The 26,178-nt window shown below is 60.2% G+C and carries 18 protein-coding genes; 17 read left to right on the forward strand and 1 reads right to left on the reverse strand.

The window, feature by feature from the left end:
- Positions 1-10: 10 nt before the first annotated feature.
- The gene (gene phhA / locus JFT86_RS27640) at positions 11-802 is read right to left on the reverse strand and encodes a phenylalanine 4-monooxygenase (protein WP_201239236.1); all 792 of its coding nucleotides are present in this window, start codon (positions 800-802) and stop codon (positions 11-13) included.
- A 372-nt stretch (positions 803-1,174) separates the two neighbouring features.
- On the opposite strand from phhA, the gene JFT86_RS27645 reads away from it, so the two are divergent.
- The 17 genes from JFT86_RS27645 to JFT86_RS27725 all read left to right on the forward strand — a co-directional run bounded on the left by JFT86_RS27645 (position 1,175) and on the right by JFT86_RS27725 (position 26,149).
- Positions 1,175-2,737, forward strand: a complete 1,563-nt coding sequence (locus tag JFT86_RS27645) for a sigma-54-dependent transcriptional regulator (RefSeq protein ID WP_201239237.1) — start codon at positions 1,175-1,177, stop codon at positions 2,735-2,737.
- A gap of 356 nt (positions 2,738-3,093) precedes the next feature.
- A complete protein-coding gene (locus JFT86_RS27650; RefSeq protein WP_103305337.1) occupies positions 3,094-3,834 on the forward strand; it encodes a flagellar basal body rod protein FlgF in 741 nt (246 codons plus the stop codon).
- A gap of 45 nt (positions 3,835-3,879) precedes the next feature.
- Positions 3,880-4,665, forward strand: a complete 786-nt coding sequence (gene flgG, locus JFT86_RS27655) for a flagellar basal-body rod protein FlgG (protein WP_103305338.1) — start codon at positions 3,880-3,882, stop codon at positions 4,663-4,665.
- Positions 4,666-4,717: 52 nt separating this feature from the next.
- The gene (gene flgH, locus JFT86_RS27660) at positions 4,718-5,413 is read left to right on the forward strand and encodes a flagellar basal body L-ring protein FlgH (RefSeq protein WP_201239238.1); all 696 of its coding nucleotides are present in this window, start codon (positions 4,718-4,720) and stop codon (positions 5,411-5,413) included.
- 27 nt (positions 5,414-5,440) lie between these two features.
- Positions 5,441-6,529, forward strand: coding sequence for a flagellar basal body P-ring protein FlgI (locus tag JFT86_RS27665; protein WP_011333019.1), 1,089 nt, complete (start codon positions 5,441-5,443; stop codon positions 6,527-6,529).
- 11 nt (positions 6,530-6,540) lie between these two features.
- A complete protein-coding gene (gene flgJ, locus JFT86_RS27670) occupies positions 6,541-7,833 on the forward strand; it encodes a flagellar assembly peptidoglycan hydrolase FlgJ (protein ID WP_201239239.1) in 1,293 nt (430 codons plus the stop codon).
- A gap of 24 nt (positions 7,834-7,857) precedes the next feature.
- Positions 7,858-9,903, forward strand: a complete 2,046-nt coding sequence (flgK, locus tag JFT86_RS27675; RefSeq protein WP_201239240.1) for a flagellar hook-associated protein FlgK — start codon at positions 7,858-7,860, stop codon at positions 9,901-9,903.
- A gap of 13 nt (positions 9,904-9,916) precedes the next feature.
- Positions 9,917-11,485 (forward strand): flagellar hook-associated protein 3, encoded by a 1,569-nt coding sequence (locus JFT86_RS27680; protein ID WP_064119563.1) that lies wholly within the window; start codon positions 9,917-9,919, stop codon positions 11,483-11,485.
- A 108-nt stretch (positions 11,486-11,593) separates the two neighbouring features.
- Positions 11,594-15,187, forward strand: a complete 3,594-nt coding sequence (locus JFT86_RS27685) for a glycosyltransferase (protein ID WP_201239241.1) — start codon at positions 11,594-11,596, stop codon at positions 15,185-15,187.
- A 225-nt stretch (positions 15,188-15,412) separates the two neighbouring features.
- A complete protein-coding gene (locus JFT86_RS27690) occupies positions 15,413-19,726 on the forward strand; it encodes a calcium-binding protein (protein ID WP_201234455.1) in 4,314 nt (1,437 codons plus the stop codon).
- A gap of 267 nt (positions 19,727-19,993) precedes the next feature.
- Positions 19,994-20,767, forward strand: coding sequence for a glucose-1-phosphate cytidylyltransferase (rfbF, locus tag JFT86_RS27695; RefSeq protein ID WP_016984278.1), 774 nt, complete (start codon positions 19,994-19,996; stop codon positions 20,765-20,767).
- Positions 20,749-21,831 (forward strand): CDP-glucose 4,6-dehydratase, encoded by a 1,083-nt coding sequence (gene rfbG, locus JFT86_RS27700; RefSeq protein ID WP_201239242.1) that lies wholly within the window; start codon positions 20,749-20,751, stop codon positions 21,829-21,831. Before rfbF ends, rfbG begins: the two co-directional genes overlap by 19 nt.
- A complete protein-coding gene (gene rfbC, locus JFT86_RS27705; RefSeq protein WP_201239243.1) occupies positions 21,828-22,388 on the forward strand; it encodes a dTDP-4-dehydrorhamnose 3,5-epimerase in 561 nt (186 codons plus the stop codon). The genes rfbG and rfbC overlap by 4 nt, the downstream gene beginning before the upstream one ends.
- Positions 22,385-23,611 carry a class I SAM-dependent methyltransferase gene (locus tag JFT86_RS27710; RefSeq protein ID WP_201239244.1) on the forward strand — a complete coding sequence of 409 codons (1,227 nt, stop codon included), beginning with the start codon at positions 22,385-22,387 and terminating at the stop codon, positions 23,609-23,611. The genes rfbC and JFT86_RS27710 overlap by 4 nt, the downstream gene beginning before the upstream one ends.
- A complete protein-coding gene (locus tag JFT86_RS27715; RefSeq protein WP_201234452.1) occupies positions 23,608-24,729 on the forward strand; it encodes a DegT/DnrJ/EryC1/StrS family aminotransferase in 1,122 nt (373 codons plus the stop codon). The genes JFT86_RS27710 and JFT86_RS27715 overlap by 4 nt, the downstream gene beginning before the upstream one ends.
- The gene (locus JFT86_RS27720; RefSeq protein ID WP_201234451.1) at positions 24,726-25,391 is read left to right on the forward strand and encodes a NeuD/PglB/VioB family sugar acetyltransferase; all 666 of its coding nucleotides are present in this window, start codon (positions 24,726-24,728) and stop codon (positions 25,389-25,391) included. Before JFT86_RS27715 ends, JFT86_RS27720 begins: the two co-directional genes overlap by 4 nt.
- 29 nt (positions 25,392-25,420) lie before the next feature.
- Positions 25,421-26,149 (forward strand): cephalosporin hydroxylase family protein, encoded by a 729-nt coding sequence (locus JFT86_RS27725; protein ID WP_201234450.1) that lies wholly within the window; start codon positions 25,421-25,423, stop codon positions 26,147-26,149.
- The last annotated feature ends 29 nt before the right edge of the window (positions 26,150-26,178 follow it).

Below are 26,178 nucleotides of genomic sequence, written 5' to 3' on the forward strand. Positions count from 1 at the left end.
AAGCGACGGTTCACGCCGCTTTGGGTTTTGGCGGAAATTTCGGCGCGTGCAGACCCAGCTGCATGCCTTGTTTGACCATGGCCATGATGTCTTCATGGGCCACGTCGAACAGACGCTTGAGGTTCGGCAGGACGAAATACAGCGGTTGCAGAATGTCGATGCGATACGGCGTGCGCATGGCTTCCAGCGGATCGAAGGCCTGATGCTCGGGCTCGTCCGACAGGGAATAAACAGTTTCCTTGGGTGAAGACAGGATGCCGCCGCCGTAGATGCGTTTGCCTTGCGGGGTGTCGACCAGACCGAATTCGATGGTCATCCAGTACAGCCGCGCCAGATACACGCGTTCTTCCTTGGTCGCTTGCAGGCCGAGTTTGCCGTAGGTGTGAGTGAATTCGGCAAACCACGGGTTGGTCAGCAGCGGGCAGTGACCAAAGATCTCGTGGAAAATATCCGGCTCTTGCAGGTAGTCCAGTTCTTCACGGGTGCGAATAAACGTGGCCACCGGAAACTGCTTGCTGGCGAGCAATTCAAAGAAGGTCTGGAACGGAATCAGCGCCGGGACACGGGCGACCTGCCAACCGGTGGTCTCGCCGAGCACCTTGTTGATCTCGCTGAGTTGCGGAATGCGGTCGTGGGGCAGACCGAGTTTTTCGATACCGTCCAGGTATTCCTGGCACGCACGCCCTTCGATCACTTTCAATTGACGGGTGATCAGCGTGTTCCACACCGCATGTTCTTCGGCGGGGTAGTCGATAAAACCTTGCGCATCGGGCTCGCGGGCCACGTATTGCGTCTGCTTCATACTGCTCTCCTGCTAGGGGAATTCGTTCTTGTTATGTCCAGCGATGGATTCAGAATTACTCCAGAGCGTGTTGATTTGCAGCAGGTTGAATTGTCTCCGCGTAGGAAATTTCTCTTTAAATCGTAAAATAATCGTTACGCTTTGGCGGGTATCTCGCGTTTACGGCGATTTTCGGGTTTAAAAAGGGTCGTTGCTGTCACATAATCTTGACAACTATCTGCTCGCCTCGACAGAAAAGTCCGGCGCCGTTCCCTTGTAGGAATGAGCCTGCTCGCGATAGCGGTGTATCAGTCAGTATCAATATCAACTGACCCGGCGCTATCGCGAGCAGGCTCACTCCTACAGGTATTACTGTCTTCACGGGTCATTCATATGCGCATCAAAGTCCACTGCCAGAACCGCATCGGCATCCTGCGCGACATTCTCAATCTGCTGGTGGCGTACGGGATCAACGTCGCGCGCGGCGAAGTCGGCGGTGAGCATGGCAACGCGATCTATCTGCATTGCCCGAACCTGATCAACATCCAGTTCCAGGCGCTGCGGCCGAAATTCGAGGCGATTGCCGGGGTGTTCGGCGTCAAGCGGGTAGGGCTGATGCCGAGCGAGCGCCGGCACATGGAATTGAATGCGCTGCTCGGTGCGCTGGAATTTCCGGTGTTGTCGATCGACATGGGTGGCTCAATCGTCGCCGCCAACCGCGCAGCGGCGCAGTTGCTGGGTGTGCGGGTCGATGAAGTGCCGGGGATTCCGCTGTCACGCTACGCCGAGGATTTCGATTTACCGGAACTGGTGCGCGCCAATAAATCCCGCATCAATGGCATGCGCGTCAAGGTCAAGGGTGACGTCTTTCTCGCCGACATCGCGCCGCTGCAATCGGAGCACGACGACAGTGAAGCCATGGCCGGTGCCGTGCTGACTTTGCATCGCGCCGACCGCGTCGGTGAGCGCATCTATAACGTGCGCAAGCAGGAATTGCGCGGCTTCGACAGCATCTTCCAAAGCTCGAAAGTCATGGCGGCGGTGGTGCGCGAAGCACGGCGCATGGCGCCACTCGATGCACCGTTATTGATAGAAGGCGAAACCGGCACTGGCAAGGAATTGCTCGCGCGTGCCTGTCACCTCGCCAGCCCGCGTGGGCAGTCGCCGTTGATGGCGCTCAACTGCGCGGGGCTGCCGGAGTCGATGGCGGAGACTGAGTTGTTCGGCTACGGCCCGGGTGCCTTCGAAGGCGCACGCGCCGAAGGCAAGCTCGGCCTGCTGGAACTGACGGCGGGCGGCACATTGTTTCTTGATGGTGTCGGCGAAATGAGCCCGCGCTTGCAGGTGAAATTGCTGCGCTTTCTGCAGGACGGTTGCTTCCGTCGGGTCGGCAGTGATGAAGAGGTTTATCTGGACGTGCGGGTGATCTGCGCAACCCAGGTCGATTTGTCCGAGCTGTGTGCCAGTGGCGAGTTTCGCCAGGATTTGTATCACCGCTTGAACGTGCTTTCGCTGCACATTCCACCGTTGCGCGAATGCCTCGACGGTTTGACGCCGTTGGTTGAGCACTTTCTCGATCAGGCCAGTCGGCAGATCGGCTGCTCGCTACCCAAGCTCGCGCCGGCGGCGATGGATCGGCTCAGTCATTACCACTGGCCGGGCAATGTGCGGCAGTTGGAGAACGTGCTGTTTCAGGCGGTTTCGTTGTGTGATGGCGGCACGGTGAAGGCTGAGCATATTCGCCTGCCGGATTATGGCGTGCGTCAGCCGCTTGGCGATTTTTCGCTGGAGGGTGGTCTGGACGAGATTGTCGGGCGCTTCGAGAAAGCGGTGCTGGAGCGTTTGTATTCGGAGCATCCGAGCAGCCGGCAACTGGGTAAGCGCCTGGGGGTTTCGCATACGACGATTGCCAACAAGCTGCGTGAATATGAAGTGGGCAAAGACCCCGAAAGTTAAGAAGAAAGCCTGTGGCGAGGGGATTTATCCCCGATGGGCTGCGAAGCAGCCCCTAGGCCATTTAACTTGATGTATCAGGTGCACCGCATTCATCGGTATCGGGGCGGCTTCGCCACCCATCGGGGATAAATCCCCTCGCCACAGGGTTATTCGCCCAGCCCGAGATAGGGATTGCCGCGAAGCGGCATGACACCGCCGGTTTTTCGTCTTCGATACATTTCCCCGATCCCCGCAAAATCCCCCAAGTCCTTTGTTTACCGGGCCGCGAGCCGTCAGAAAAAAGTTGGTCTGCAAATTGCTTATGGCTCAGCAGTACAGCGGTGGGCGGCAAACGTCCGGCATGCAGAGGAAAGAGTGTGGACAAGTACCTTTATGTGGCAATGACCGGCGCCAGCCAGAACGCACTGGCGCAGAAGGCTCATGCCAACAACCTGGCGAACATCTCCACCAACGGTTTTCAGCGCGACCTGGAGCAGGCGCGTTCGATGCCGGTGTTTGGTGACAGCTTTCCGGCGCGCGCGTTTGCCATGAGCGAGCGGCCCGCCACTGATTTCACGCCGGGCTCGCTGGTGCAGACCGGTCGTGACCTTGACGTCGCCGTGACCGGCAACGGTTTTATCGCCGTGCAGAACCCGAACGGCGGCGAAAGCTATGTGCGCACCGGCAGCCTCAATATCGATGCCCTCGGTGTGTTGCGCGCCGGCAACGGCATGCCGGTGATGGGCAATGGCGGTCCGATCGCCGTGCCGCCCGAGCAGCAGGTCGAAGTCGGTGAAGACGGCACCATTAGTATTCGTGCGATGGGTGAAGGCCCACGCGTCATGGCGGAAGTCGACCGGATCAAACTGGTCAACCCGGACATCAAGAACATGAACAAGGGCCTCGACGGCTCGATTTACACCAAGGACGGCCAGCCTGCGCCGGCCGATGCCAACGTCAAACTGGTGTCGGGATTCCTTGAGTCGAGCAACGTCAATGCCGTGGAAGAGATGACTTCGGTGCTGGCCCTGGCCAAGCAGTTCGAGTTGCACGTCAAGATGATGAACACCGCCAAAGACGACGACCAGGCCATGGCTCGGGTCTTGCAGATCAGCTAATTATCAGAACGTCGCGCCGTAAAACAGGCGCACGAGGAGAATCGAATGCTTCCGGCTCTATGGGTTGCCAAAACGGGTCTGTCCGCCCAGGACACCAACCTGACCACCATTTCCAACAACCTGGCGAACGTTTCGACCACGGGTTTCAAACGTGACCGCGCCGAGTTCCAGGACCTGCTGTATCAGATCAAGCGTCAGCCCGGCGCCCAGTCGACTCAGGACAGCGAACTGCCGTCGGGTCTGCAAGTGGGTACCGGTGTGCGCATTGTCGGCACGCAAAAGAACTTCACCGCCGGCAGCCTGCAAACCACCGAGCAGCCGCTGGACATGGCCATCGACGGTCGCGGTTTCTTCCAGATCCTGCAGCCGGACGGCACCACGTCCTACACCCGTGACGGTACTTTCCACCTCGACTCCAACGGCCAGATCGTCAACGCCAGCGGTTTCGCCCTGGAGCCGGCCATCGTCATTCCGAACGATGCCCAGACCTTCACCGTGGGTCGCGACGGCACCGTGTCGATCTCCGTTGCCGGCAACCCTGCCGCCCAGGTGATCGGCAACCTGCAAACCGCCGACTTCATCAACCCGGCCGGTCTGCAAGCCGTGGGTAACAACCTGTTCCTGGAAACTGCTGCTTCCGGCGCGCCACAGGTCGGTACCCCGGGCCTGAACGGTTTCGGCACCACGCTGCAGAACACCCTGGAAACGTCCAACGTCAGCACCGTTGAAGAGATGGTCAACATGATCACCACTCAGCGCGCTTACGAGATGAACTCCAAGGTGATTTCCACCGCCGACCAGATGCTCTCGTTCGTAACGCAGAATCTGTAATCAAGTCTATGAGGCGACCATGAGGTCGCCTGCAACACCGTGAGGTAGGGTCATGAATCGCTTCGTATCTGTTCTGGCATTGAGTGGAGTCGTCTCGCTCGCGGGCTGCGTCGCCCCGACGCCCAAGCCCAATGACCCTTACTACGCCCCGGTGTTGCCGCGTACGCCGTTGCCGGCTGCAGCCAATAACGGCTCGATCTATCAGGCCGGGTTCGAACAGAATCTGTACGGCGACCGCAAGGCATTCCGGGTCGGTGACATCATCACCATCACCCTGAACGAGAAGACCCAGGCGAGCAAAAACGCCAACTCGCAAGTGGCCAAGAACAGCAAGACCGGCATCGGTCTGACTTCGTTGTTCGGCGGCAGCGCCACCACCAACAACCCGTTGGGTGGCAATGATCTGAGTCTGGACGTCGGCTACAGCGGCGACCGCGCGACCAAGGGTGACAGCAAGGCTGCGCAGGGCAACACCCTGACCGGTTCGATCACCGTGACCGTGGCCGACGTGCTGCCCAACGGCATCATTGCCGTACGCGGCGAGAAGTGGATGACCCTCAACACCGGCGATGAGCTGGTACGAATTGCCGGTCTGGTGCGCGCGGATGACATCGCCACCGACAACACCGTGTCGTCGACCCGTGTCGCCGATGCGCGCATCACCTACTCGGGCACCGGTTCGTTCGCCGATGCGAGTCAGCCAGGCTGGTTCGACCGTTTCTTCCTCAGCCCGCTGTTCCCTTTCTAGGTGGCTACGTTGAATTTCAAACACCTGATGCTGGCTGCGGCACTGATGTCCGCAGCCTTTGGTGCCCACGCCGAGCGGCTGAAAGATATCGCCAGCATTTCCGGCGTGCGTTCCAACCAGTTGATCGGTTACGGCCTGGTGGTCGGGCTTAACGGCACCGGTGACCAGACGACGCAAACCCCGTTCACCCTGCAGACCTTCAACAACATGCTCTCGCAGTTCGGCATCAAAGTGCCGCCGGGCTCGGGCAACGTGCAGTTGAAAAACGTCGCGGCGGTGTCGGTGAGTGCCGATCTGCCGGCGTTCGCCAAACCGGGTCAGCAAGTCGACATCACTGTTTCCTCGATCGGTAACTCCAAGAGCCTGCGCGGCGGCACCCTGTTGCTGACCCCGCTCAAGGGTATCGACGGCAACGTCTACGCCATCGCTCAGGGCAACCTGGTGGTTGGCGGTTTCGATGCCGAGGGCCGTGACGGTTCGAAGATTACCGTCAACGTGCCATCGGCCGGTCGTATCCCGGGTGGTGCGTCGGTAGAGCGTTCGGTGCCGAGCGGTTTCAACCAAGGCAACAGCCTGACGCTGAACCTCAACCGTTCCGACTTCACCACGGCCAAGCGCATCGTCGACAAGATCAACGACATGCTCGGCCCTGGTGTGGCACAAGCCATCGACGGCGGTTCGATCCGTGTGACGGCGCCGCTCGATCCGAGCCAGCGCGTCGACTATCTGTCGATCCTCGAAAACCTCGAAGTCGATCCGGGGCAGGCGGTGGCGAAAGTCATCATCAACTCGCGTACCGGCACCATCGTCATCGGCCAGAACGTCAAAGTGTCGCCGGCCGCCGTGACCCACGGCAGCCTGACCGTGACCATCACCGAAGACCCGATCGTCAGCCAGCCGGGGCCGTTGTCCAACGGTCAGACTGCGGTCGTGCCGCGTTCGCGGGTGAATGCCGAGCAGGAAGCCAAACCGATGTTCAAGTTCGGCCCGGGTACCACCCTCGACGAGATCGTGCGTGCGGTGAACCAGGTCGGCGCAGCACCGGGTGACCTGATGGCGATTCTTGAAGCTCTGAAGCAGGCCGGCGCGTTGCAAGCCGACCTGATTGTGATCTGAGGCCGACCCCCATGGATATGCGCAAGAGCGGTCTGGTCAGTAGCAGCGATTCGGGTTCTTACTCGGACCTCAATCGTCTGAACCAGCTCAAGGTCGGCGACAAGGACAGCGATGCGAACATGCGCAAGGTGGCGCAGGAGTTCGAATCGCTGTTCCTCGGCGAAATGCTCAAGTCGATGCGTTCGGCCACCGAAGCGCTGGGCCAGGACAATCCGCTGAACACGCCGGCGGCCAAGCAGTATCAGGAAATGTACGACCAGCAACTGGCCGTTTCCATGTCCCGCGAGGGCGGTGGTATCGGTCTGGCTGACGTGCTGATGCGGCAGATGTCGAAGAACAAACCGATGGCGCCGGGCGAGGCTGCGGCCGCCTCCGCCGCCAAACAGGAAGAAGCCAAAGCCAAGGCAATGGCCGTGGCGACACCGGTTGCCGCAGGCACCGTCGCCACCAGCGGCCCGTTGTCGCGCCTCAATGGCGAGCGTCCGCTGTGGGCGTCGCGTTCGGTCAATGCGCCGAACACGCAACTGGCGCACCGCAACGACATGGAAATGATCAACCAGCGTCGACTGGCCTTGCCGCCGAAACTGGCTGATCGCTTGCTCGCCGGTCTGGTGCCGTCGGCCATGCCGACAGCTGCCAGCCAATTGCCGCAACGCACCACGACTGCCGCCACCACTGGCGCCGGTCCGCTGTACAACGGCGACTGGCTGGCCCGCGCCGAGTCGGACAAGGCCTCTGGCGGGCAGATGCAGATTTACGGTCGCGCCATGGCGCAGATTCCGCTGGCGCCCGCGAAGAAAGCCTTCAGCTCCGCCGACGAGTTCGTCAACACCATGCTGCCGATGGCCAAGGAAGCTGCCGCACGTATCGGCGTCGATCCGCGTTACCTGGTGGCGCAGGCCGCGCTGGAAACCGGCTGGGGCAAATCGGTCATGCGCGCGCAGGATGGCAGCAGTAGTCACAACCTGTTCGGCATCAAGGCGAGCAGCAACTGGACCGGCGATTCGGCCCGGGCAATCACCAGTGAGTTCCGCAATGGTGCGATGGTCAAGGAGACGGCCGAGTTCCGTTCCTACGCCTCGTACAAGGACAGTTTCCACGATCTGGTGACTTTGCTGCAGAGCAACAATCGCTATCAAGATGTTGTGAAGTCTGCCGATAACCCAGAACAGTTTGTACGCGAGTTGCAAAAGGCCGGTTACGCCACCGACCCGAACTACGCGACAAAGATTTCGCAGATAGCCAAGCAGATGAACAGTTTCCAAAACTACGCTGCGGCGGGTGTATCCACCACGCCTTTATAAGGCACAAGGTATAAGGTCTGAACCATGAGTTTGCTCAATATCGGGATGTCAGGACTGTCGGCCAGCCAGTCCTCTTTGGCTACGACAGGCAACAACATTGCCAACGTCGACACCGCCGGTTATTCGCGCCAGCAAACCGTGCAGGGCACCAAATCCTCGCAGCAATTCGGCACCGTGTTCATCGGTACGGGCACCACCCTGGCTGACGTGCGCCGGGTGTACAACTCGTACCTGGAAAGCCAGCTGCACACGGCCACCTCGCTCGACAGCGAGTCGGCCGCGTTTCTGGCGCAGGCCACGCCGCTGGATTCCATGCTGTCGGACACCAACACCGGCCTGACCGGTGTGCTGCAAAAATTCTTTACCACGATGCAGGGCGTCTCGACGTCGGCGACCGATGACACCTCCCGTCAATCGGTGCTGACCGGTGCGCAAGCGCTGACCAGCCGCTTCAACACCATCGCCAAACAGCTCAACGATCAGAACACCACCATCAATGGCAGCCTTGGCGACATGACGTCCCAGGTGAACAAACTGGCCACCTCGATTGCCAATTTGAACCAGAAGATCGGCGAGATCTCCACCAGCGGTGGGGCGCCGAACGATCTGCTCGACAGCCGTAACGAAGCGGTACGTCAGCTCTCCGAGCTGACCGGTGCACAGGTCGTCGAGCGTGGTACCAGTTTCGATGTCTACATCGGCAGCGGTCAGCCGCTGGTGATCGGCAACACCACCAACACCCTGAGCATGGTCGCAAGCAAAGACGATCCGTCGCGCATGGCCATCCAGATGGATCGCGGTTCGAGCACCATCGACATCACCTCGGCGATGACCGGCGGTGAAATCGGCGGCCTGCTGACTTACCGCAAAGAGGTCCTTGACCCGTCGCTCAACGAGCTGGGCCGAGTGGCACTGGTGATCGCTGATCAGGTCAACAGCCAGCAAGCACAGGGCATCGACAAGAACGGTGACTTCGGCGCGGCGATTTTCAACAACATCAACAGTGCTGCGCTGATCAGTCAGCGCAGTATCGCGCAGTCGGGCAACAGCACAGGCTCGGGCAACCTTGACGTTACCATCAAGGACACCGGCAAGCTGACCACCAGCGATTATCAGGTGACGTTCACCAGCGCTACCGACTACACCGTCAAGCGTTCGGACGGCACCGACATGGGCGCCTTCAGCACCACAACCAATCCGCCGCCAGTGATCGACGGTTTCACCCTTGCTCTGAAGGGTGGTGCGTTGAGCGCCGGTGACAGCTTCAAAGTCACCCCGACCCGCAATGCGGCCGCGAGCATTCAGACGGTGCTCACCGATCCGAAGAAAATCGCTGCGGCCGGTCCGTTGACCGGTGTCGCCAGCGCTGCCGGTCTGGGCACTTACACTCAGCCGACACTCAGCAGCAAGATCGATATCTACAACCCGACGGCCCAGGCTGACATGCAGGCGGCGCTGAAGAACTCGACGCCGGTCAAACTGGTGTTCGGTGCGGTCAGCGGCGGCAGCCAGTCTTACACCTTTGTGGATGCCAAGGGCGGCCTGATCAGCAGCGGCACTATCGTTCCCGGTCAGTCGAACACGCTGGACCTGAAGGTCGGCATCGTCGATGCCAGCGGCAACCCGGTGCTGGACACCAGCGTTACGCCGAACGTACAGAAAACCTTCTCTGTACAGACCACCGTGGGCGGCACGCCGAAGCCAGGCGAAACCTTCACCATGAACCTGACCGGTGCGGCGTCTTCGGACAACCGTAACGCGCAATCGCTGGTCGCCCTGCAAACCGCGCAGACTGTCGATACCGGTTCGGCCAGCAAAGGCATCAGCCTGACTGACGCTTACAACAAACTGGTGACCAACGTCGGTACCAAGACTGCCCAAGGCAAGTCCGACAGCGCCGCGACCTCGGCGATCCTGGATAACGCCAAAGGCGCGCGCGATTCGCTGTCCGGGGTCAACCTGGATGAAGAAACCGGCAACCTGGTCAAATACCAGCAGTACTACACAGCGTCTTCGCAGATCATCAAAGCTGCGCAGGAAACTTTCGCCACGCTGATCAACAGCCTTTAAGGAGTCGTAATTCATGCGCATTTCCACCGCCCAGTATTACGGCACGCAAGCGTCGGACTATCAGCGTAACTTCAACAAGGCTGTCGCCACCGCCAGCGAGGCGAGCAGCCTGCAGCGCATCACCAATGCGTCCGATGATCCGATCGGTGCCGGTCGTTTGCTGCAACTCGGCCAGCAGGCCGCGATGCTGGATCAGTACAAGACCAATGTCGACACCACCACAAATTCGTTGAATGTGCAGGAGTCCACGCTGGATTCCATCACCACCGCACTGGCGCGTGCCAAGGAACTCGCCCTGGCCGCCAACACCGGCACGCGCACCGACAAGGATCGCCAGGCTTACGCTTCGGAACTGAGTCAGATCCAGCAACAAGTGCTGGGCCTGATGAACTCCAAGGATGCCAACGGCAACTACATGTTCTCCGGTTCGAAGACCGATACCGCGCCGTACTCGCAGAATGCCGACGGCACTTACACCTACAACGGTGACCAGACCACGATCAACCTGGGCATCGGCGACGGTATGACGGTCGGCACCAACACCACCGGTTGGGATGCCTTTCAGCAGACCATCAACACCGGCCGCACCAGCACCAACATGACAGCTCCTGCAGTGGATGACGGCCGTGTCGTGCTGTCCAGCGGTACCGTTGGCAATGTTGCCACCTACAACTCCAAGTTCTCCGGTGGTCAGCCCTACACCGTCAGCTTCGTCAGCAGCACCCAACTGCAAATCACCGATGCGCTGGGTAACGACGTGACGGCCGAAGCCAGCCAGAACGGCGCGATCGTCAACACCACCGGCACCAACCAGTCGGTCAGTTTCCGTGGCGTCGACCTGAAGCTGAATATCAACCTGAAAGCGGGGGACACCAACCCGGACGCGGTCATTGCCGGGCACAGCTTCCAGCTGTCGACCCAGCCTGACTCGTTCACCACCGCGCGCAGCCCGGGTAACCCATCTACTGCGGTGATTACCGGTTCGACCATCACCGACCAGTCGGCCTATACAAACGCCTTCCCGCAAGGCGGCGCGGTGCTCAAGTTCACCAGCGCCACGGCGTTCGATCTGTATGCGGCGCCAGTCACAGCGGACAGCAAACCCGTGTCGTCCGGCACCGTGGCTGGCGGCAACGCGACCGCTGCGGGCGTGACTTTCGCGCTGGGCAACACTCCGGCCGCTGGCGATCAGTTCTCGATCCAGCCGAACAATCACCAGACCCAGAACGTGCTCGACACGCTGGGCCAGATGATTACGGCATTGAATACGCCGATCGACGGTGATGATGTTGCCAAGCAGAAGTTTCAGGGTGTCATGGAGTCGGGTCTCGGCAACATCGACGCCGCTACCAACCAGATTGGCGCTTCTGTCACCACCATTGGTGCCCGTGGCCAAGCGCTGGAAATGCAAACCGCGACTAACCTGAGCCTGAGCACGGCGAACACCACGACCCAGGGCTCGATCCGTGATTCGGATCCCGCCGAAGTCATGACCCGCCTGACCTTGCAGCAGACCATGTTGCAAGCCGCGCAACTGGCGTTCAGCAAGATCAGCCAGTTGGGTCTGTTCAACAAGATCTGACGATTAACGGGCGCGCGAGCGCCCGTTTGCTCTATCCCCAAGTAATGTTTTATAGCGGTTTCAAGGGTTCGCTTTGCCGAGCGGGCTTGTACCGCCTGTGAGCCCGCCGTGAATTCACTCCCTCTCGTTAGCCTTGTCATTCCCGCCTTCAATCCACGCTTTTTCGAGCGAGCCTTGCGTAGCGCTGTCGGCCAAGGCTATGGCCATCTGGAGATCATCGTTTGCGATGACAGTCGTGGCGTCGAGATCGAAAACACCGTCTCCAATGTCAGTACGCAGACCGGCGTTGCCGTGCGTTATGTGCGCAACCCGCGCACGTTGGGCCTGGTCGGCAATCTGAAAGCCTGTCTGGATCAGGCGCAGGGCGAGTTCATCAAGTTTCTGTGTGACGATGATTTGCTGTATTCCGCCTGTATCGAGCAGCAAGCGCACGAGATGCGCCGTGCAGAGGTCAGCCTGGTGCTGGCGCAGCGACTGCTCTGGGACGCCAACGACATCATCCTCCCTGCGCGTCTGGAAAACACCTCGCTGTCGCCGGTCAGTGGCTTGTTCAAGGGCGACGATTTACTGGCGATATTTGAAAAATTCCCGGTCAACGTTCTCGGCGGTTTCAGCAACGCGCTGTTTCGCCGCGCGGACGTCGCCGAGCTGCTGCCGGCATTGACCGAGGAGGGCGGCTGCTTCGTCGCGAGCCTGGATTTCGCCTTGTATGTCTGCCTGCTGCGACGCGGCAACCTGGCGGTGTCCAACAATGTGCTGAGCGCCGAGCGTCTTTATCCGGAGCGGCTGAGTGCGCAGCAACCGATGAAGGACGCGATGGACGTCGAGCGCGAGTGGCTCTCGCAAATGCTCAAAGTCCGCAGCGGCGAGTCGGCGCCTGCGCCAGGCTGGGTACGCTATATCCCGTTGGCAAAGGCTGATGAGTCGCCAAGGGTTTGGGAAGAGCTGCCGCTGAGTCGTACCCTCGGTTCCCGGCAGAGCCGTCAGGAGTGTGGCGTCGGCGTCGACAGCCTGAGTTTCGGCGAACTCTACGCGCAATGGCTGGCGTGCCGGGTGCTGACCGAAGGCCAGCGCAAGTTGCTGCCGGAAACCATCGCCGGTTGGTCGCATCAGCCGCGGATCGTGCCGATCATCATCGACGACAAAGGCAGCCGCGATGGTGTGGAGCGCACCCTGGAGGCCCTTGCCAATCAGGATTACCCGGCGGAACTGGTGCTGGTCCTGTCCGCGTCCTGTGCCGAAGCGGAGCTGGATGGGCGCGTGTTTCGCCTGCCGCTGCAAGGCGATGGGCTGGAACAGCTCAACACCTTGCTGCCGCAACTGGAAGGCGCCGACTGGTTCTACCTGCTGCAACCCGGTGATCGTCCGGTGGCCACGGCATTGCTGATCATGGCGGACCGCATCGCCCATTCGCGGTCTTTCACCTGCCTGTACAGCGACGAAGGCAGTCTGCGCAGTGGTGAGTCGGCAGAGCCTGCGTTCAAGCCGGATTTCAACCTCGACCTCATGCGCAGCTATCCCTATGTCGGGCGGGCGCTGGCGTTCAAGCGCGAGCGGGTTCTGGCGTTGGGCGGCCTGACGACTGACTTTGCACAACTGGCGCCTCATGACCTGCTCTGGCGCATGGTCGAGAGCGACGGTACTCAAGTGATCGGGCACGTCGCCGAAGTGTTGCTTGAATCGAAATTCGATCTGTCCCAATGGCTTACCGACCCGGGTGTCCTGGAACAGAATCCGCGGGTACTCGATGCGCATCTGCAGCGCGTGGGGATTGCCTACGAGACTCGACGCGAGGGCAGTGAACTGCTCAATCGGGTCGACTATCGCCATGCCCGACGCCCGTTGGTGTCGGTGATCATTGTCGCTCAGGATCAGGCGGCGGCCTTGCAGCGTTGTGTCGAAACGCTGCTGGAAAAGACCGCTTACACCGAGTACGAAATTCTCTTGGTCGACAGCGGCAGCGAAAGCGCCGAGGCGCGGACCTGGCTCGACGGCATGGAACAATTGGGCGGTGCGCTGATCCGTGTCTTGCGCTACCCGCAAAAGCACAACCCCGCTGCCATTCACAATTTTGCCGTGAGCCAGGCGCGCGGCGAGTATGTCTTGCTGCTCAATGCCTTTGCGGTGATCACGCAAGCCGATTGGCTCGACGAGTTGCTCAATCATGCGCAGCGCCCCGAAGTCGGGGTCGTCGGCGCCAAGTTGTTCGATCCGGACGGCGGGGTGTTGCATGCCGGCCTGATTCTCGGCCTGCAGGGGCCGGCCGGGTTGCCATTCTTTGGTCAGCCGATGCAGTCGGAGGGCTATATGTTCCGGCTGCAGGCGGTGCAGGATCTGAGCGCTGTCGGCGGTGACTGTCTTATGGTTCGCAAGTCGGTCTTCGAGGAGGTCGCGGGGCTCGACGAACAGCACTTGAAGGTCGCGTACAACGTCGTCGATCTGTGCCTGCGAATCGGTCGCGAAGGTTATCTGGTGGTGTGGAATCCACATGCCCGGCTGGCTGTGGGCGCGCGTCCGGTCGCCGTGGCAACGAGCGAAGAGCAACAACGGCACGAGCGCGAGCAGGATGCGTTTTACCAGCGCTGGTTGCCGCAGATTGCGCGCGATCCGGCCTACAACGTCAACCTTGCGCTACAGGGTGTCGGGGCCAGCAACTTTAGCCTCGAACCGGGTCTGATGACCGGCTGGAGTGCGTTTTCCAGGTCGAGTCTGCCCAACGTGCTCGTGGTGCCGATCAACGCGTCTGCCATCGGCCATTACCGCATGAGCCAGCCGATGATCGAACTGGAGGCGGCCAACCGGGTCGAGGGGCGCATCTGCTACGGCTTGCCGTCGATCGTCGAAATCGAGCGTCAGGCCCCCGACGTGATCGTGCTGCAGGGGCGCTACTCGGAGCACGCCATCGATGAAATTCCGCCCCTGAAGAAGTACTTCAGCGCCCGGCGTATTTTCGAACTGGATGACTATGTCATCGACGTTCCTCATCGCAATGCCCACATCCGTAACATGCCGAGCAAGCAGGACATGGAGCGCATGGTGCGTCGAGCGATCGGCCTCTGTGATCGGGTGGTCGTGTCGACTCAACCTCTGGCCAATGCGTTGTCGGACATGCACCACGACATCCGTGTGGTGCCGAACATGCTCGCGAAAAACCTCTGGAGAAACCTGCGCAGCCAGCGACGCACGTCGAAGAAGCCACGGGTCGGTTGGGGTGGTGGCACCAGCCACCACGGCGACCTGGCAGTGATCGCCGAGGTGGTTCGCGAACTGGCCAATGAAGTCGACTGGGTATTCTTCGGCATGTGCCCGGATGACCTGCGTCCGTACATGCATGAGTTCCACGGTGTGATCCCGCTCGACGTGTATCCGGCGAAACTGGCCAGCCTCAACCTCGATCTGGCCCTCGCACCGCTGGAGTTCCACATCTTCAACGACTGCAAGAGCAACCTGCGGCTGCTGGAGTACGGCGCTTGCGGCTACCCGGTGATCTGCACTGACACCGAAGCCTATCGCGGCTACCTGCCGTGCACGCGGGTCAAGACCAACACCACCGATGAGTGGCTGCAGGCGATTCGCATGCACCTGGCCGATCCTGATGCCAGCTACCGCATGGGCGACGAGTTGCGTGAGGTGGTGCTGCGCGATTACGTGCTGCGTGGCGATAACCTGCGCTACTGGGAAAATGGCTGGCTGGCGGACTGACAGATTCGCGCAACACCTCCCCAAAAAAACAGGCGACTTTCGAGTCGCCTTTTTTTTGCCTGCGAAAATCGTATTGCATCAATCTCGATACAATTTTTTGCAGGGCCTCAAGCTTCGATCATTTCCTGTCGATATCAACACATTCACGAGTCTTTGGTGTTCGCTGCGATGACGTTTGATCGACCGCGAGCCGGTACCGGTTCTTAACAAGGCAAGGAAGAAGTAATGGCAGTGATAAATGGGACAAACGGCGCGGATACGCTGATCGGTACCAGTGGCGATGACCAGATGAATGGTCTGGGTGGCAACGACCTGATCAAGGGCAGTGCCGGTGCGGACAAGATCGACGGTGGCGCAGATTTTGATACGGTCGATTATTCGGCTTCCGCAGCAGGGGTCAATATCGACATCCGGCCGGGCACTGGTCTGGCAGGTGTTGGTGGCGATGCGCAAGGCGATACCCTGACCGGCATTGAGAAGGTTATCGGTTCGGCGTTCAACGACAGCTTCACCACTGACGCTTACCTTTACGCGACTTATGAAGGTGGCGATGGTGACGATATCTACTTCGTCAACGGTGGCGGCGTAACAGCCATTGAGCAAGTCGGTGGCGGCAACGATGAGGTGCGCGTCAGCTACAAGGAGCACACCCTGGCGGCGAACATCGAGCGCATGACCTTTACCGGCACGGGGGCCTTCAGCGGCAAAGGCAATGACATCGACAACATCATCACCGGTGGCGCGGGTAACGACACGCTGCAGGGCGGTGGCGGTGCCGATCAGTTCTTCGGCGGCGCGGGAATGGACATCGTGTCCTATGACGACAGCACCGTGGGCGTGACCATCAACCTGAAAACCGGGATCAACTCGGGTATTGGTGCGGGTGACGTCTACAACAGCATCGAGGGGATTACCGGCTCGAAGCTCAACGATACGTTTTTCGCCGACAGCCGCGTGATCGCGTTTGACGGTGGTGCCGGTATTGGCTGGGATACCGTGGATTACTCGGCGTCTGCCGAGGCGGTCAACGTCGAAATTCGCCCGGGCACTTCTTCAGTGGCCACCGGCGGTGATGCGCAGGGCGACACCTTGACCAACATTGATAAAGTCGTCGGTTCGGCTTTCAACGATACCTTCACTGCTGCGGCTATCAGCTACGCGACCTTCGAGGGTGGTGCTGGTGACGACATCTACTTCGTCAACGGTGGCGGCGTAACAGCCATTGAGCAAGTCGGTGGCGGCAACGATGAGGTGCGCGTCAGCTACAAGGAACACACCCTGGCGGCGAACATCGAGCGCATGACCTTTACCGGCACGGGGGCCTTCAGCGGCAAAGGCAATGACATCGACAACATCATCACCGGTGGCGCGGGTAACGACACGCTGCAGGGCGGTGGCGGTGCCGATCAGTTCTTCGGCGGCGCGGGAATGGACATCGTGTCCTATGACGACAGCACCGTGGGCGTGACCATCAATCTGAAAACCGGGATCAACTCGGGTATTGGTGCGGGTGACGTCTACAACAGCATCGAGGGGATTACCGGCTCGAAGCTCAACGATACGTTTTTCGCCGACAGCCGCGTGATCGCGTTTGACGGTGGTGCCGGTATTGGCTGGGATACCGTGGATTACTCGGCGTCTGCCGAGGCGGTCAACGTCGAAATTCGCCCGGGCACTTCTTCAGTGGCCACCGGCGGTGATGCGCAGGGCGACACCTTTACCAACATTGATAAAGTTGTCGGTTCGGCTTTCAACGATACCTTCACTGCTGCGGCTATCAGCTACGCGACCTTCGAGGGCGGTGCTGGTGACGACATCTACTTCGTCAACGGTGGCGGCGTAACAGCCATTGAGCAAGTCGGTGGCGGCAACGATGAGGTGCGCGTCAGCTACAAGGAACACACCCTGGCGGCGAACATCGAGCGCATGACCTTTACCGGCACGGGGGCCTTCAGCGGCAAAGGCAATGACATCGACAACATCATCACCGGTGGCGCGGGTAACGACACGCTGCAGGGCGGTGGCGGTGCCGATCAGTTCTTCGGCGGCGCGGGAATGGACATCGTGTCCTATGACGACAGCACCGTGGGCGTGACCATCAACCTGAAAACCGGGATCAACTCGGGTATTGGTGCGGGTGACGTCTACAACAGCATCGAGGGGATTACCGGCTCGAAGCTCAACGATACGTTTTTTGCCGACAGCCGCGTGATCGCGTTTGACGGTGGTGCCGGTATTGGCTGGGATACCGTGGATTACTCGGCGTCTGCCGAGGCGGTCAACGTCGAAATTCGCCCGGGCACTTCTTCAGTGGCCACCGGCGGTGATGCGCAGGGCGACACCTTTACCAACATTGATAAAGTCGTCGGTTCGGCTTTCAACGATACCTTCACTGCTGCGGCTATCAGCTACGCGACCTTCGAGGGTGGTGCTGGTGACGACATCTACTTCGTCAACGGTGGCGGCGTAACAGCCATCGAGCAAGTCGGTGGCGGCAACGATGAGGTGCGCGTCAGCTACAAGGAACACACCCTGGCGGCGAACATCGAGCGCATGACCTACACCGGTACGGTTGCATTTACCGGTACAGGCAATGACAGCGACAACATCATCACCGGTGGCGCGGGTAACGACACGCTGCAGGGCGGTGGCGGTGCCGATCAGTTCTTCGGCGGCGCGGGAATGGACATCGTGTCCTATGACGACAGCACCGTGGGCGTGACCATCAACCTGAAAACCGGGATCAACTCGGGTATTGGTGCGGGTGACGTCTACAACAGCATCGAGGGGATTACCGGCTCGAAGCTCAACGATACGTTTTTTGCCGACAGCCGCGTGATCGCGTTTGACGGTGGTGCCGGTATTGGCTGGGATACCGTGGATTACTCGGCGTCTGCCGAGGCGGTCAACGTCGAAATTCGCCCGGGCACTTCTTCAGTGGCCACCGGCGGTGATGCGCAGGGCGACACCTTTACCAACATTGATAAAGTCGTCGGTTCGGCTTTCAACGATACCTTCACTGCTGCGGCTATCAGCTACGCGACCTTCGAGGGTGGTGCTGGTGACGACATCTACTTCGTCAACGGTGGCGGCGTAACAGCCATCGAGCAAGTCGGTGGCGGCAACGATGAGGTGCGCGTCAGCTACAAGGAACACACCCTGGCGGCGAACATCGAGCGCATGACCTACACCGGTACGGTTGCATTTACCGGTACAGGCAATGACAGCGACAACATCATTGTCAGTGGCAGTGGTAATGATCTGCTGAAGGGCGGCGGCGGTGCCGACCAGTTCTTCGGCGGCGCGGGTATGGACACTGTGTCCTATGACGACAGCACCGTGGGCGTCAGCATTAACCTGAAAACCGGCATCAGCACCGGGATCGCGACGGGCGACACCTACAACAGTATCGAAGCGTTCACAGGCTCGAAGTACAACGACATCTTCGTTGGCAACTCCGCAGCGCTGGCGATCAACGGCGGCACCGGCCTGGATATGGTCAGCTACGAGTCGTCAGACAGTGCCGTCACCATCGACCTGAAAACCAACGTCAATGCCGGCGATGCTGCTGGTGATACCTTTACCGGCATCGAGATCTTCCAGGGCAGCAATTTCGCCGACACCTTGTCCGGAACGGCGATCAACGACAATTTCATCGGTGGCGGCGGCGCCGACGTGATTGACGGGCGCGAAGGGATCGACACTGTCTGGTACATCAACAACACCACGGCGGTGAACATTAACTTGCAGACCGGCCTCAATCAGGGCGGTGATGCACAAGGCGATGTGCTGATCAACGTCGAAAGTCTCATCGGCACCAACTTCAACGACACGCTGACCGGCAACGCGCTGGCCAACGGGCTTGAGGGTGGTCTGGGCAACGACACCATTTACGGTGGCGATGGCAACGATGTCATTTACGGCAGTTTCTACACCCAGCTCGGGCCGTTCGCGGTCGACGTGGCTGCCGGTGGGCCGCAAGCCGACATGCTGTACGGCGGCAATGGCAATGACCTCATCATCAGCGCTCCGGATGATCGTGGAACGTTCGCCTTTGGTGAAGCTGGCAACGACACGATCCAGGTCGTCAGCGGTACTGCTGATGGTGGCGACGGTAGCGATGATTTGCTCGGTACCGGCGAAAACTTCGTGCTGCTTGGTGGCGCGGGCAATGACGCGCTGACTTTCGGCGGTAAAGTTACTTATCCGTGGCAAATGAAAGCCACCGGTTTTGCCAACGGTGGCGAAGGCGGCGATACCTATGTCGTCGATACTGGCCTGCTGGTGACTATCCGTGATGACGGCACTAGCGGTACGGACACGTTGATCCTGAACAACATCCGTTCGGCTGATGCGTTGCAACTGGCTCGGGTGGGTAATGACCTGTACCTCAACGATGGATATTTCCCGCCGTCCGACCCAACCGCCCAAGGTGTAAAACTGCAGGACTGGTTCGCTGGCTACAACACCATCGAACACTTCATGGCAGCCAACGGTGATGTTCTGCCGATCAATGATGGGTTCAGCATGTTTGGCTGATCCGCTCCAATCGTTGAAATAGCTCGTTGAAATAGCTCGATGAAAGGGATGAGTCCGGTGACGGATTCATCCCTTTTTTCATGGCCGCACGACTGCGACACACCGCGCACCGAGCTGGCGCGTTTCCTGCAAGTCACCCTCAAATCGCCATAAAACGAGCGCTCGCGGTCATTGCCCCTGCGCCCGAAACGGCAGAAAGGTTTAGCCAGAAGGCCGCAACGCTCAAGAAAGCGACGCGCAGCCCTGTGACGAACGAGAGGGGAGAGGATGAAGGCAGTTATTTTGGCGGGTGGTCTGGGCACGCGCATCAGTGAAGAGTCGCACCTCAAGCCCAAGCCGATGATCGAGATTGGCGGCAAGCCAATTCTCTGGCACATCATGAAGCAGTACTCCGCCCACGGGATTCACGACTTTGTGATTTGCCTGGGCTACAAGGGGTATGCGATCAAGGACTTCTTCGCCAACTACTTCCTGCACACCTCCGATGTGACCTTTGACATGCGTGAAAACCGCATGGACGTTCACCAGAATTACAGCGAGCCATGGCGTGTGACGCTGATCGATACCGGTGAAGAGACCATGACCGGTGGCCGCCTGGGGCGAGCCGCGCGCTATCTGGAAAATGAAGAGGCCTTCTGCTTCACCTATGGCGACGGCGTTTCCGATTTGAACATCAGCGCGTTGGTCGATTTCCACCTGACTCACGGCAAACTGGCCACCGTCACCGCCGTACAACCGCCGGGACGTTACGGTGCGCTGGATCGCGAAGGTGACCGCGTGCTGGGCTTCACCGAGAAGCCACGCGGCGACGGTGGCTGGATCAACGGCGGCTTTTTCGTGCTGTCACCCAAGGTTCTGCCGCTGATCGAAGGCGATTCGACGTCGTGGGAGTCCGGTCCACTGGACGGCCTGGCTGCACGCGGTGAACTGATGGCGTTTCAGCACGACGGTTTCTGGCAGCCTATGGACACCCTGCGTGACAAGAACCATCTCGAAGCCCTGTGGCAGAGCGGGGAGGCCCCATGGAAGCAATGGGACTGAGTGCGGATTTCTGGCGTGGCAAACGCGTCCTCGTTACCGGTCACACCGGTTTCAAAGGCAGTTGGCTGACCCTGTGGCTGCAAAGCCTCGGCGCGCAAGTCAGCGGTTTCTCTCTCGATCCGTCGACTGAACCGAGTCTGTTTGAACTGGCGCGCGTGCACGAAGGCATCAACGATCAGCGCGGCGATCTGCGTGATCTCGGCGCGCTGCTGGAAATCATCGCCGACACCGAGCCTGAGATCGTTCTGCACCTGGCGGCACAACCGTTGGTGCGTGAAGGCTACCGTGATCCGCTCGGCACTTACTCCAGCAATGTCATGGGCACGTTGAACCTGCTTGAAGCGATTCGTCAGGTCGGTTGCGTGCGCGCTTGCGTGCTGGTCACCACCGACAAGGTCTACGCCAACAAGGAATGGCTGTGGCCGTACCGCGAAGACGAAGCCCTCGGTGGCCACGATCCTTACAGCAGCAGCAAGGCCTGCTGTGAGTTGCTTGCACAATCTTATGCCGCGTCATTCTTCCCGGCGGACAAGTACGCCGAGCACGGTCTGGCCCTCGCCACTGCGCGTGCCGGCAACGTTCTGGGTGGCGGCGATTTTGCGCCTGAGCGGCTGATTCCCGACGTGCTGAAAGCCTGGACCGCCGACGAGCCGGTGACCCTGCGCTACCCGCAAGCCGTGCGCCCATGGCAGCACGCATTGGAGCCGCTGGCCGGTTACCTGCAACTGGCCGCCGGCCTCTACGAGCAAGGCCCGGAATTCGCCGGTGCGTGGAACTTCGGCCCGGGCGAGGCGGACATGTGCAGCGTTGGCGAAGTGGTCGAGTTGCTCGCCAGCCGCTGGCCGCAGGCGCGTGGTCTGCGTATCGAACCGAGCGAACTGCACGAGGCCGGCCTGCTGCGTCTGGACAGCAGCCGCGCACGTCAGGTACTCGGCTGGCAACCACGCTGGACTTTGCAGCAATGCCTGACCCAGACCCTCGACTGGCATCTGGCGTGGCAGAACGGCGATGACATGCGCGCCGTTACCCTCGGCCAGTTGAACCTGTACCGAGGCGCGCTGTGAGCGAGTTTTCCCTGCACGCCTTGCCGCTGGCCGGACTGTTCAGCGTCCAGCACAAACGCTTCGAAGATCAGCGCGGGCACTTCGCCCGACTGTTCTGCGAGGGCAGTCTGAGCGCATTCGGCAGCGAATTTCATATCCGCCAGATCAACCATTCCTGCACTCGCGAGAAGGGCAGTGTGCGCGGTCTGCATTATCAGAATGCCAACGCGCCGGAAGCCAAACTGATCACCTGCCTGCGCGGTGAAGTGTGGGATGTGGCGGTCGATCTGCGCCCCGATTCTGCAACCTTTTTGCACTGGCACGCCGAGCACCTCAAGGCCGGCGATGGCCGCAGCCTGTTGATCCCGGCCGGGTTCGCCCACGGTTTCCAGACGCTGACCGAAGACGCCGAATTGCTCTACCTGCACAGCGCCGATTACGCGCCGGAGCACGAGGGCGGTCTGTCGGTGAACGATCCACGGCTGGCGATCGCCTGGCCGTTGCCTGTCAATAATTTGTCAGCGCGTGATTCCAGCCATCCCGCGCTGGATCAACACTTTGCTGGAGTGCGTCTATGAACTGCCGTGGGTGCGCCGCACCGCTGAGCTTGCCGCTGATCGACCTCGGCACCTCACCACCGTCCAACGCCTACGTGCACGCCGATCGACTGGATCAAGCCGAGCAATGGGTACCGTTGAAGGTCGCCGTGTGTCAGCAGTGCTGGCTGGTGCAGACCGAGGACTACACCAGCGCCGACAGCCTGTTCGACGCCGAATATGCCTACTTCAGCTCGTTCTCCAGCACTTGGCTCGCGCATGCCGAGCGCTATGTCGCCGAGATGGTCGAGCGCTTCGGCCTGACTGCCGATAGTCGCGTGGTTGAAGTCGCCGCCAACGATGGTTACCTGCTGCAATACGTCGCTGGCCGGGGCATTGCGTGCCTGGGCGTCGAGCCGACTCGCAGTACCGCACAAGCCGCGCGGGAAAAAGGTCTGGAAATTCGCGAACTGTTCTTTGGTCGTGACACCGCCGCGCAGTTGAAAGGCGAGGGCTGGTGCGCCGATTTGATGGCCGCCAACAACGTGCTCGCGCATGTACCGGACATCAACGATTTCCTCGGTGGCTTCGCGGCGTTGCTCAAGCCAACCGGTGTAGCCACCTTCGAATTCCCACAACTGCTGACGCTGATGGCCGGCGCGCAGTTCGACACGCTGTATCACGAACATTATTCGTACCTGTCGCTGACTGCCGTGCAGACGCTGTGTGAGCGCAATGGCCTGGAAGTGTTCGACGTCAGCCAGTTGAGCACCCACGGTGGATCGTTGCGGGTGTTCGTGCAGCGCAAGGACGGCGAGCGTCGCCCGGTGCAGCCAGCGGTGCAGCAACAGTTGCAGGCTGAACTGGACGCCGGGGTGAAAACCGCCGAGTACTACACGACCCTCGCGCCCGCCGCTGAACGCATCAAGCATCAACTGCTGCGCTTTTTGTTGCAGGCCAAGGCTGACGGCAAGCGTGTGGTCGGTTACGGCGCGGCCGCCAAGGGCAACACCTTGCTCAACTACGCCGGGGTCAAGCCGGATCTGTTGGCCTGGGTGGCTGATGCCAACCCGCACAAACAGGGCAAGTGCTTGCCGGGCAGCCGCATTCCGATTGTTACGCCTGAGCGGATCGCCCAGGAGCAGCCGGACTACATTCTGGTGTTGCCGTGGAATCTGTTGAGCGAAGTGACGCAGCAACTGTCTGCGGCCAAGGCATGGGGCGCACGTTTTGTCGTCGCCGTTCCGGAGTTGATCATCCAATGAGCAGAATTCATTACACCAAACCCAGCGTTGGCGAACTCGAAGCGCAATACGCCCTGGACGCTGTGCAGAACGGCTGGGGCGCACGTTGCTATGAATACCTGACACGTTTCGAGCACGGTTTTGCCGAGCATCTTGGCGCTACCTACGCCATTGCCACCTCCAGTTGCACCGGCGCGCTGCACATGGGCATGGCCGCCTTGGGCGTTGGTGCTGGCGATGAAGTGATCCTCGCCAACACCAACTGGATTGCTTCGGCGGCACCGATCACTTACCTGGGCGCCACGCCGGTGTTCGTCGATGTCCTGGCTGATAGCTGGTGCCTGGATCCGCAACGTGTCAGAGCGGCGATCACCCCGCGCACCAAGGCGATTCTCGCAGTGCATTTGTACGGCAACTTGTGTGACATGGACGCACTGCTCGCCATCGGTCGCGAATTCGGCATCCCGGTGATCGAGGACGCGGCGGAAGCCATCGGCTCGCAATGGCGTGGCCAGGCGGCCGGCTCGCTGGGGGCTTTCGGCGCTTTTTCGTTTCATGGCACCAAGACCATGACCACCGGTGAGGGCGGCATGTTCGTCACTTCCGACAAGGCTTTGTATGAGCGTGTTCTGACCCTGTCCAACCATGGGCGTGTGGCGGGTTGCACCAAACAGTTCTGGCCGGAGTTTGTCGGTTTCAAATACAAGATGAGCAACCTGCAGGCCGCGGTCGGTTGTGCCCAGGTCGAGCGAATCGAGGAGTTGATCGAGCGCAAACGGGCGATTTTTGCCTACTACGCGCGAGCACTCGAAGGCGTACCGGGTGTGTCGCTCAATCCCGAACCGGCCCATGCCCGCAATGGCTACTGGATGCCGACCGTGGTGTTCGATGCCGACACCGGCATCCACCGCGAGCAAATGATTGCCGCGTTCCAGGCCGCCGACATCGACGCCCGGGTGTTTTTCTGGCCGCTGTCATCGCTGCCGATGTTCAGCGAATACGTGGTCGACACGCCGCTGGCGTTTGCGTTGCCCGAGCGTGCCTTCAACCTGCCGAGCTATCACGACATGACCGACGCCGATCAACACCGCGTGGTGCAAGTGGTGCTGGATCTGCTGGCTCGCAGGCACGCATCGTGAAGATGTATCTGCTGGGGGCCGCCAACCCGGAAGCGGTGCGCATGCTGCATGCCGTCAAGCGCAGCACGCCGAACATCGAATTCGCCTTTCTCGACAACGATCCGCGCAAGCACGGCACGCTGTTTTACGGGGTGCCGGTGCTCGGTGGTTGTGAACGGGTCGGCGAACTCAATGGCGAGGACGTGCGCTTCGTCAATCTGATCACCGGCAGTACCCGGTTACGCTACGAAACCACCTGTCAGTTGGTGGACGCCGGTGCACGCCTGGGCCAATTCGTTCATCCGGGGATCGACCTGAGCATGATTCGCATGGGCCAGGGCAGTTATCTGCAAGAAGGCGTGCTGATGCAGGCCGAGGTGACACTGGGCGACAACACCAGCATCAGCGCCGGCAGTGTCGTGGGGCATGAGGGGCAGATCGGCCACTCGGTATTCATGGCGCCGGGCGTGTGTATCGCCGGTTGCGTGGAAATCGGTGACGGGACCTTTATCGGCACCAACGCCACGATCCTGCCGCGCCTGCGCATCGGTCGCTGGGTGACCATCGGTGCCGGTGCGGTCGTGACCAAAGATGTTCCGGATTTTTCGGTTGTGGTGGGCAATCCCGCCAGGATCATCAAGACCAACGCAGTGCCTTACCCGGACGCCAGGGTGTTCAGGTAAGCCGTTTCCCGAATTTTTGGAGAGTTGCAATGAATCCGCATGAACAGTTTCGCGAAGAAGTAAAAGCCAACATCGAAGGCCTGCAGAACGACAAGGCCCTGCAAACCGAGTCCCTGGACTGGGTCGGCACCACGGCAAAACACAAGTACACCTACAACTTCAGCTGGATGGGCCGGCCAATCATTCAGTTTCCGCAGGACATGGTCGCGATGCAGGAAATCATCTGGAACCTGCGTCCGGACGTGATCGTCGAGACGGGCATCGCTCACGGCGGTTCGCTGGTGTTTTACGCCTCGATCCTGGAACTGATCGGACACGGCGAAGTACTGGGCATCGACATCGATATCCGCGAGCACAACCGCGAAGCCATCGAAGCGCACCCGATGTTCAAACGCATCAGCATGATCCAGGGTTCGAGCATCGATAGCGGCATCGTCGATCAGGTGCGCGAGCGTGTGCAGGGCAAAAAAGTGCTGGTAGTGCTGGACTCCAACCACACCCACGAGCACGTCCTCGAAGAGCTGCGCCTGTATGCACCACTGGTGTCGGTGGGCAGCTATTGCGTGGTCATGGACACCGTGGTCGAAGACATGCCGGCCGATGCGTTCCCGGATCGTCCGTGGGGCAAGGGTGACAACCCGAAAACCGCGGTGTGGGCGTATCTGGAAGAAAACCGCGATTTTGAAATCGACCCGTCGATCCACAGCAAATTGCTGATCACAGTCGCGCCGGATGGTTATCTGCGTCGCGTGCGTTAATCGACAAACAACGATGAGTTTTCGGCGAC

The sequence above is a fragment of the Pseudomonas sp. TH06 genome (assembly GCF_016651305.1).
Classification (GTDB): Bacteria; Pseudomonadota; Gammaproteobacteria; order Pseudomonadales; family Pseudomonadaceae; genus Aquipseudomonas.

What these genes read in the sequence shown, in the direction of transcription:
- phhA (WP_201239236.1), bottom strand. Translation starts at nt 802, where the DNA reads ATGAAGCAGACGCAATACGTGGCCCGCGAGCCCGATGCGCAAGGTTTT.
- JFT86_RS27645 (WP_201239237.1), top strand. Translation starts at nt 1,175, where the DNA reads ATGCGCATCAAAGTCCACTGCCAGAACCGCATCGGCATCCTGCGCGAC.
- flgG (WP_103305338.1), top strand. Translation starts at nt 3,880, where the DNA reads ATGCTTCCGGCTCTATGGGTTGCCAAAACGGGTCTGTCCGCCCAGGAC.
- flgH (WP_201239238.1), top strand. Translation starts at nt 4,718, where the DNA reads ATGAATCGCTTCGTATCTGTTCTGGCATTGAGTGGAGTCGTCTCGCTC.
- JFT86_RS27665 (WP_011333019.1), top strand. Translation starts at nt 5,441, where the DNA reads ATGCTGGCTGCGGCACTGATGTCCGCAGCCTTTGGTGCCCACGCCGAG.
- flgJ (WP_201239239.1), top strand. Translation starts at nt 6,541, where the DNA reads ATGGATATGCGCAAGAGCGGTCTGGTCAGTAGCAGCGATTCGGGTTCT.
- flgK (WP_201239240.1), top strand. Translation starts at nt 7,858, where the DNA reads ATGAGTTTGCTCAATATCGGGATGTCAGGACTGTCGGCCAGCCAGTCC.
- JFT86_RS27680 (WP_064119563.1), top strand. Translation starts at nt 9,917, where the DNA reads ATGCGCATTTCCACCGCCCAGTATTACGGCACGCAAGCGTCGGACTAT.
- JFT86_RS27690 (WP_201234455.1), top strand. Translation starts at nt 15,413, where the DNA reads ATGGCAGTGATAAATGGGACAAACGGCGCGGATACGCTGATCGGTACC.
- rfbF (WP_016984278.1), top strand. Translation starts at nt 19,994, where the DNA reads ATGAAGGCAGTTATTTTGGCGGGTGGTCTGGGCACGCGCATCAGTGAA.
- rfbG (WP_201239242.1), top strand. Translation starts at nt 20,749, where the DNA reads ATGGAAGCAATGGGACTGAGTGCGGATTTCTGGCGTGGCAAACGCGTC.
- JFT86_RS27710 (WP_201239244.1), top strand. Translation starts at nt 22,385, where the DNA reads ATGAACTGCCGTGGGTGCGCCGCACCGCTGAGCTTGCCGCTGATCGAC.
- JFT86_RS27715 (WP_201234452.1), top strand. Translation starts at nt 23,608, where the DNA reads ATGAGCAGAATTCATTACACCAAACCCAGCGTTGGCGAACTCGAAGCG.
- JFT86_RS27725 (WP_201234450.1), top strand. Translation starts at nt 25,421, where the DNA reads ATGAATCCGCATGAACAGTTTCGCGAAGAAGTAAAAGCCAACATCGAA.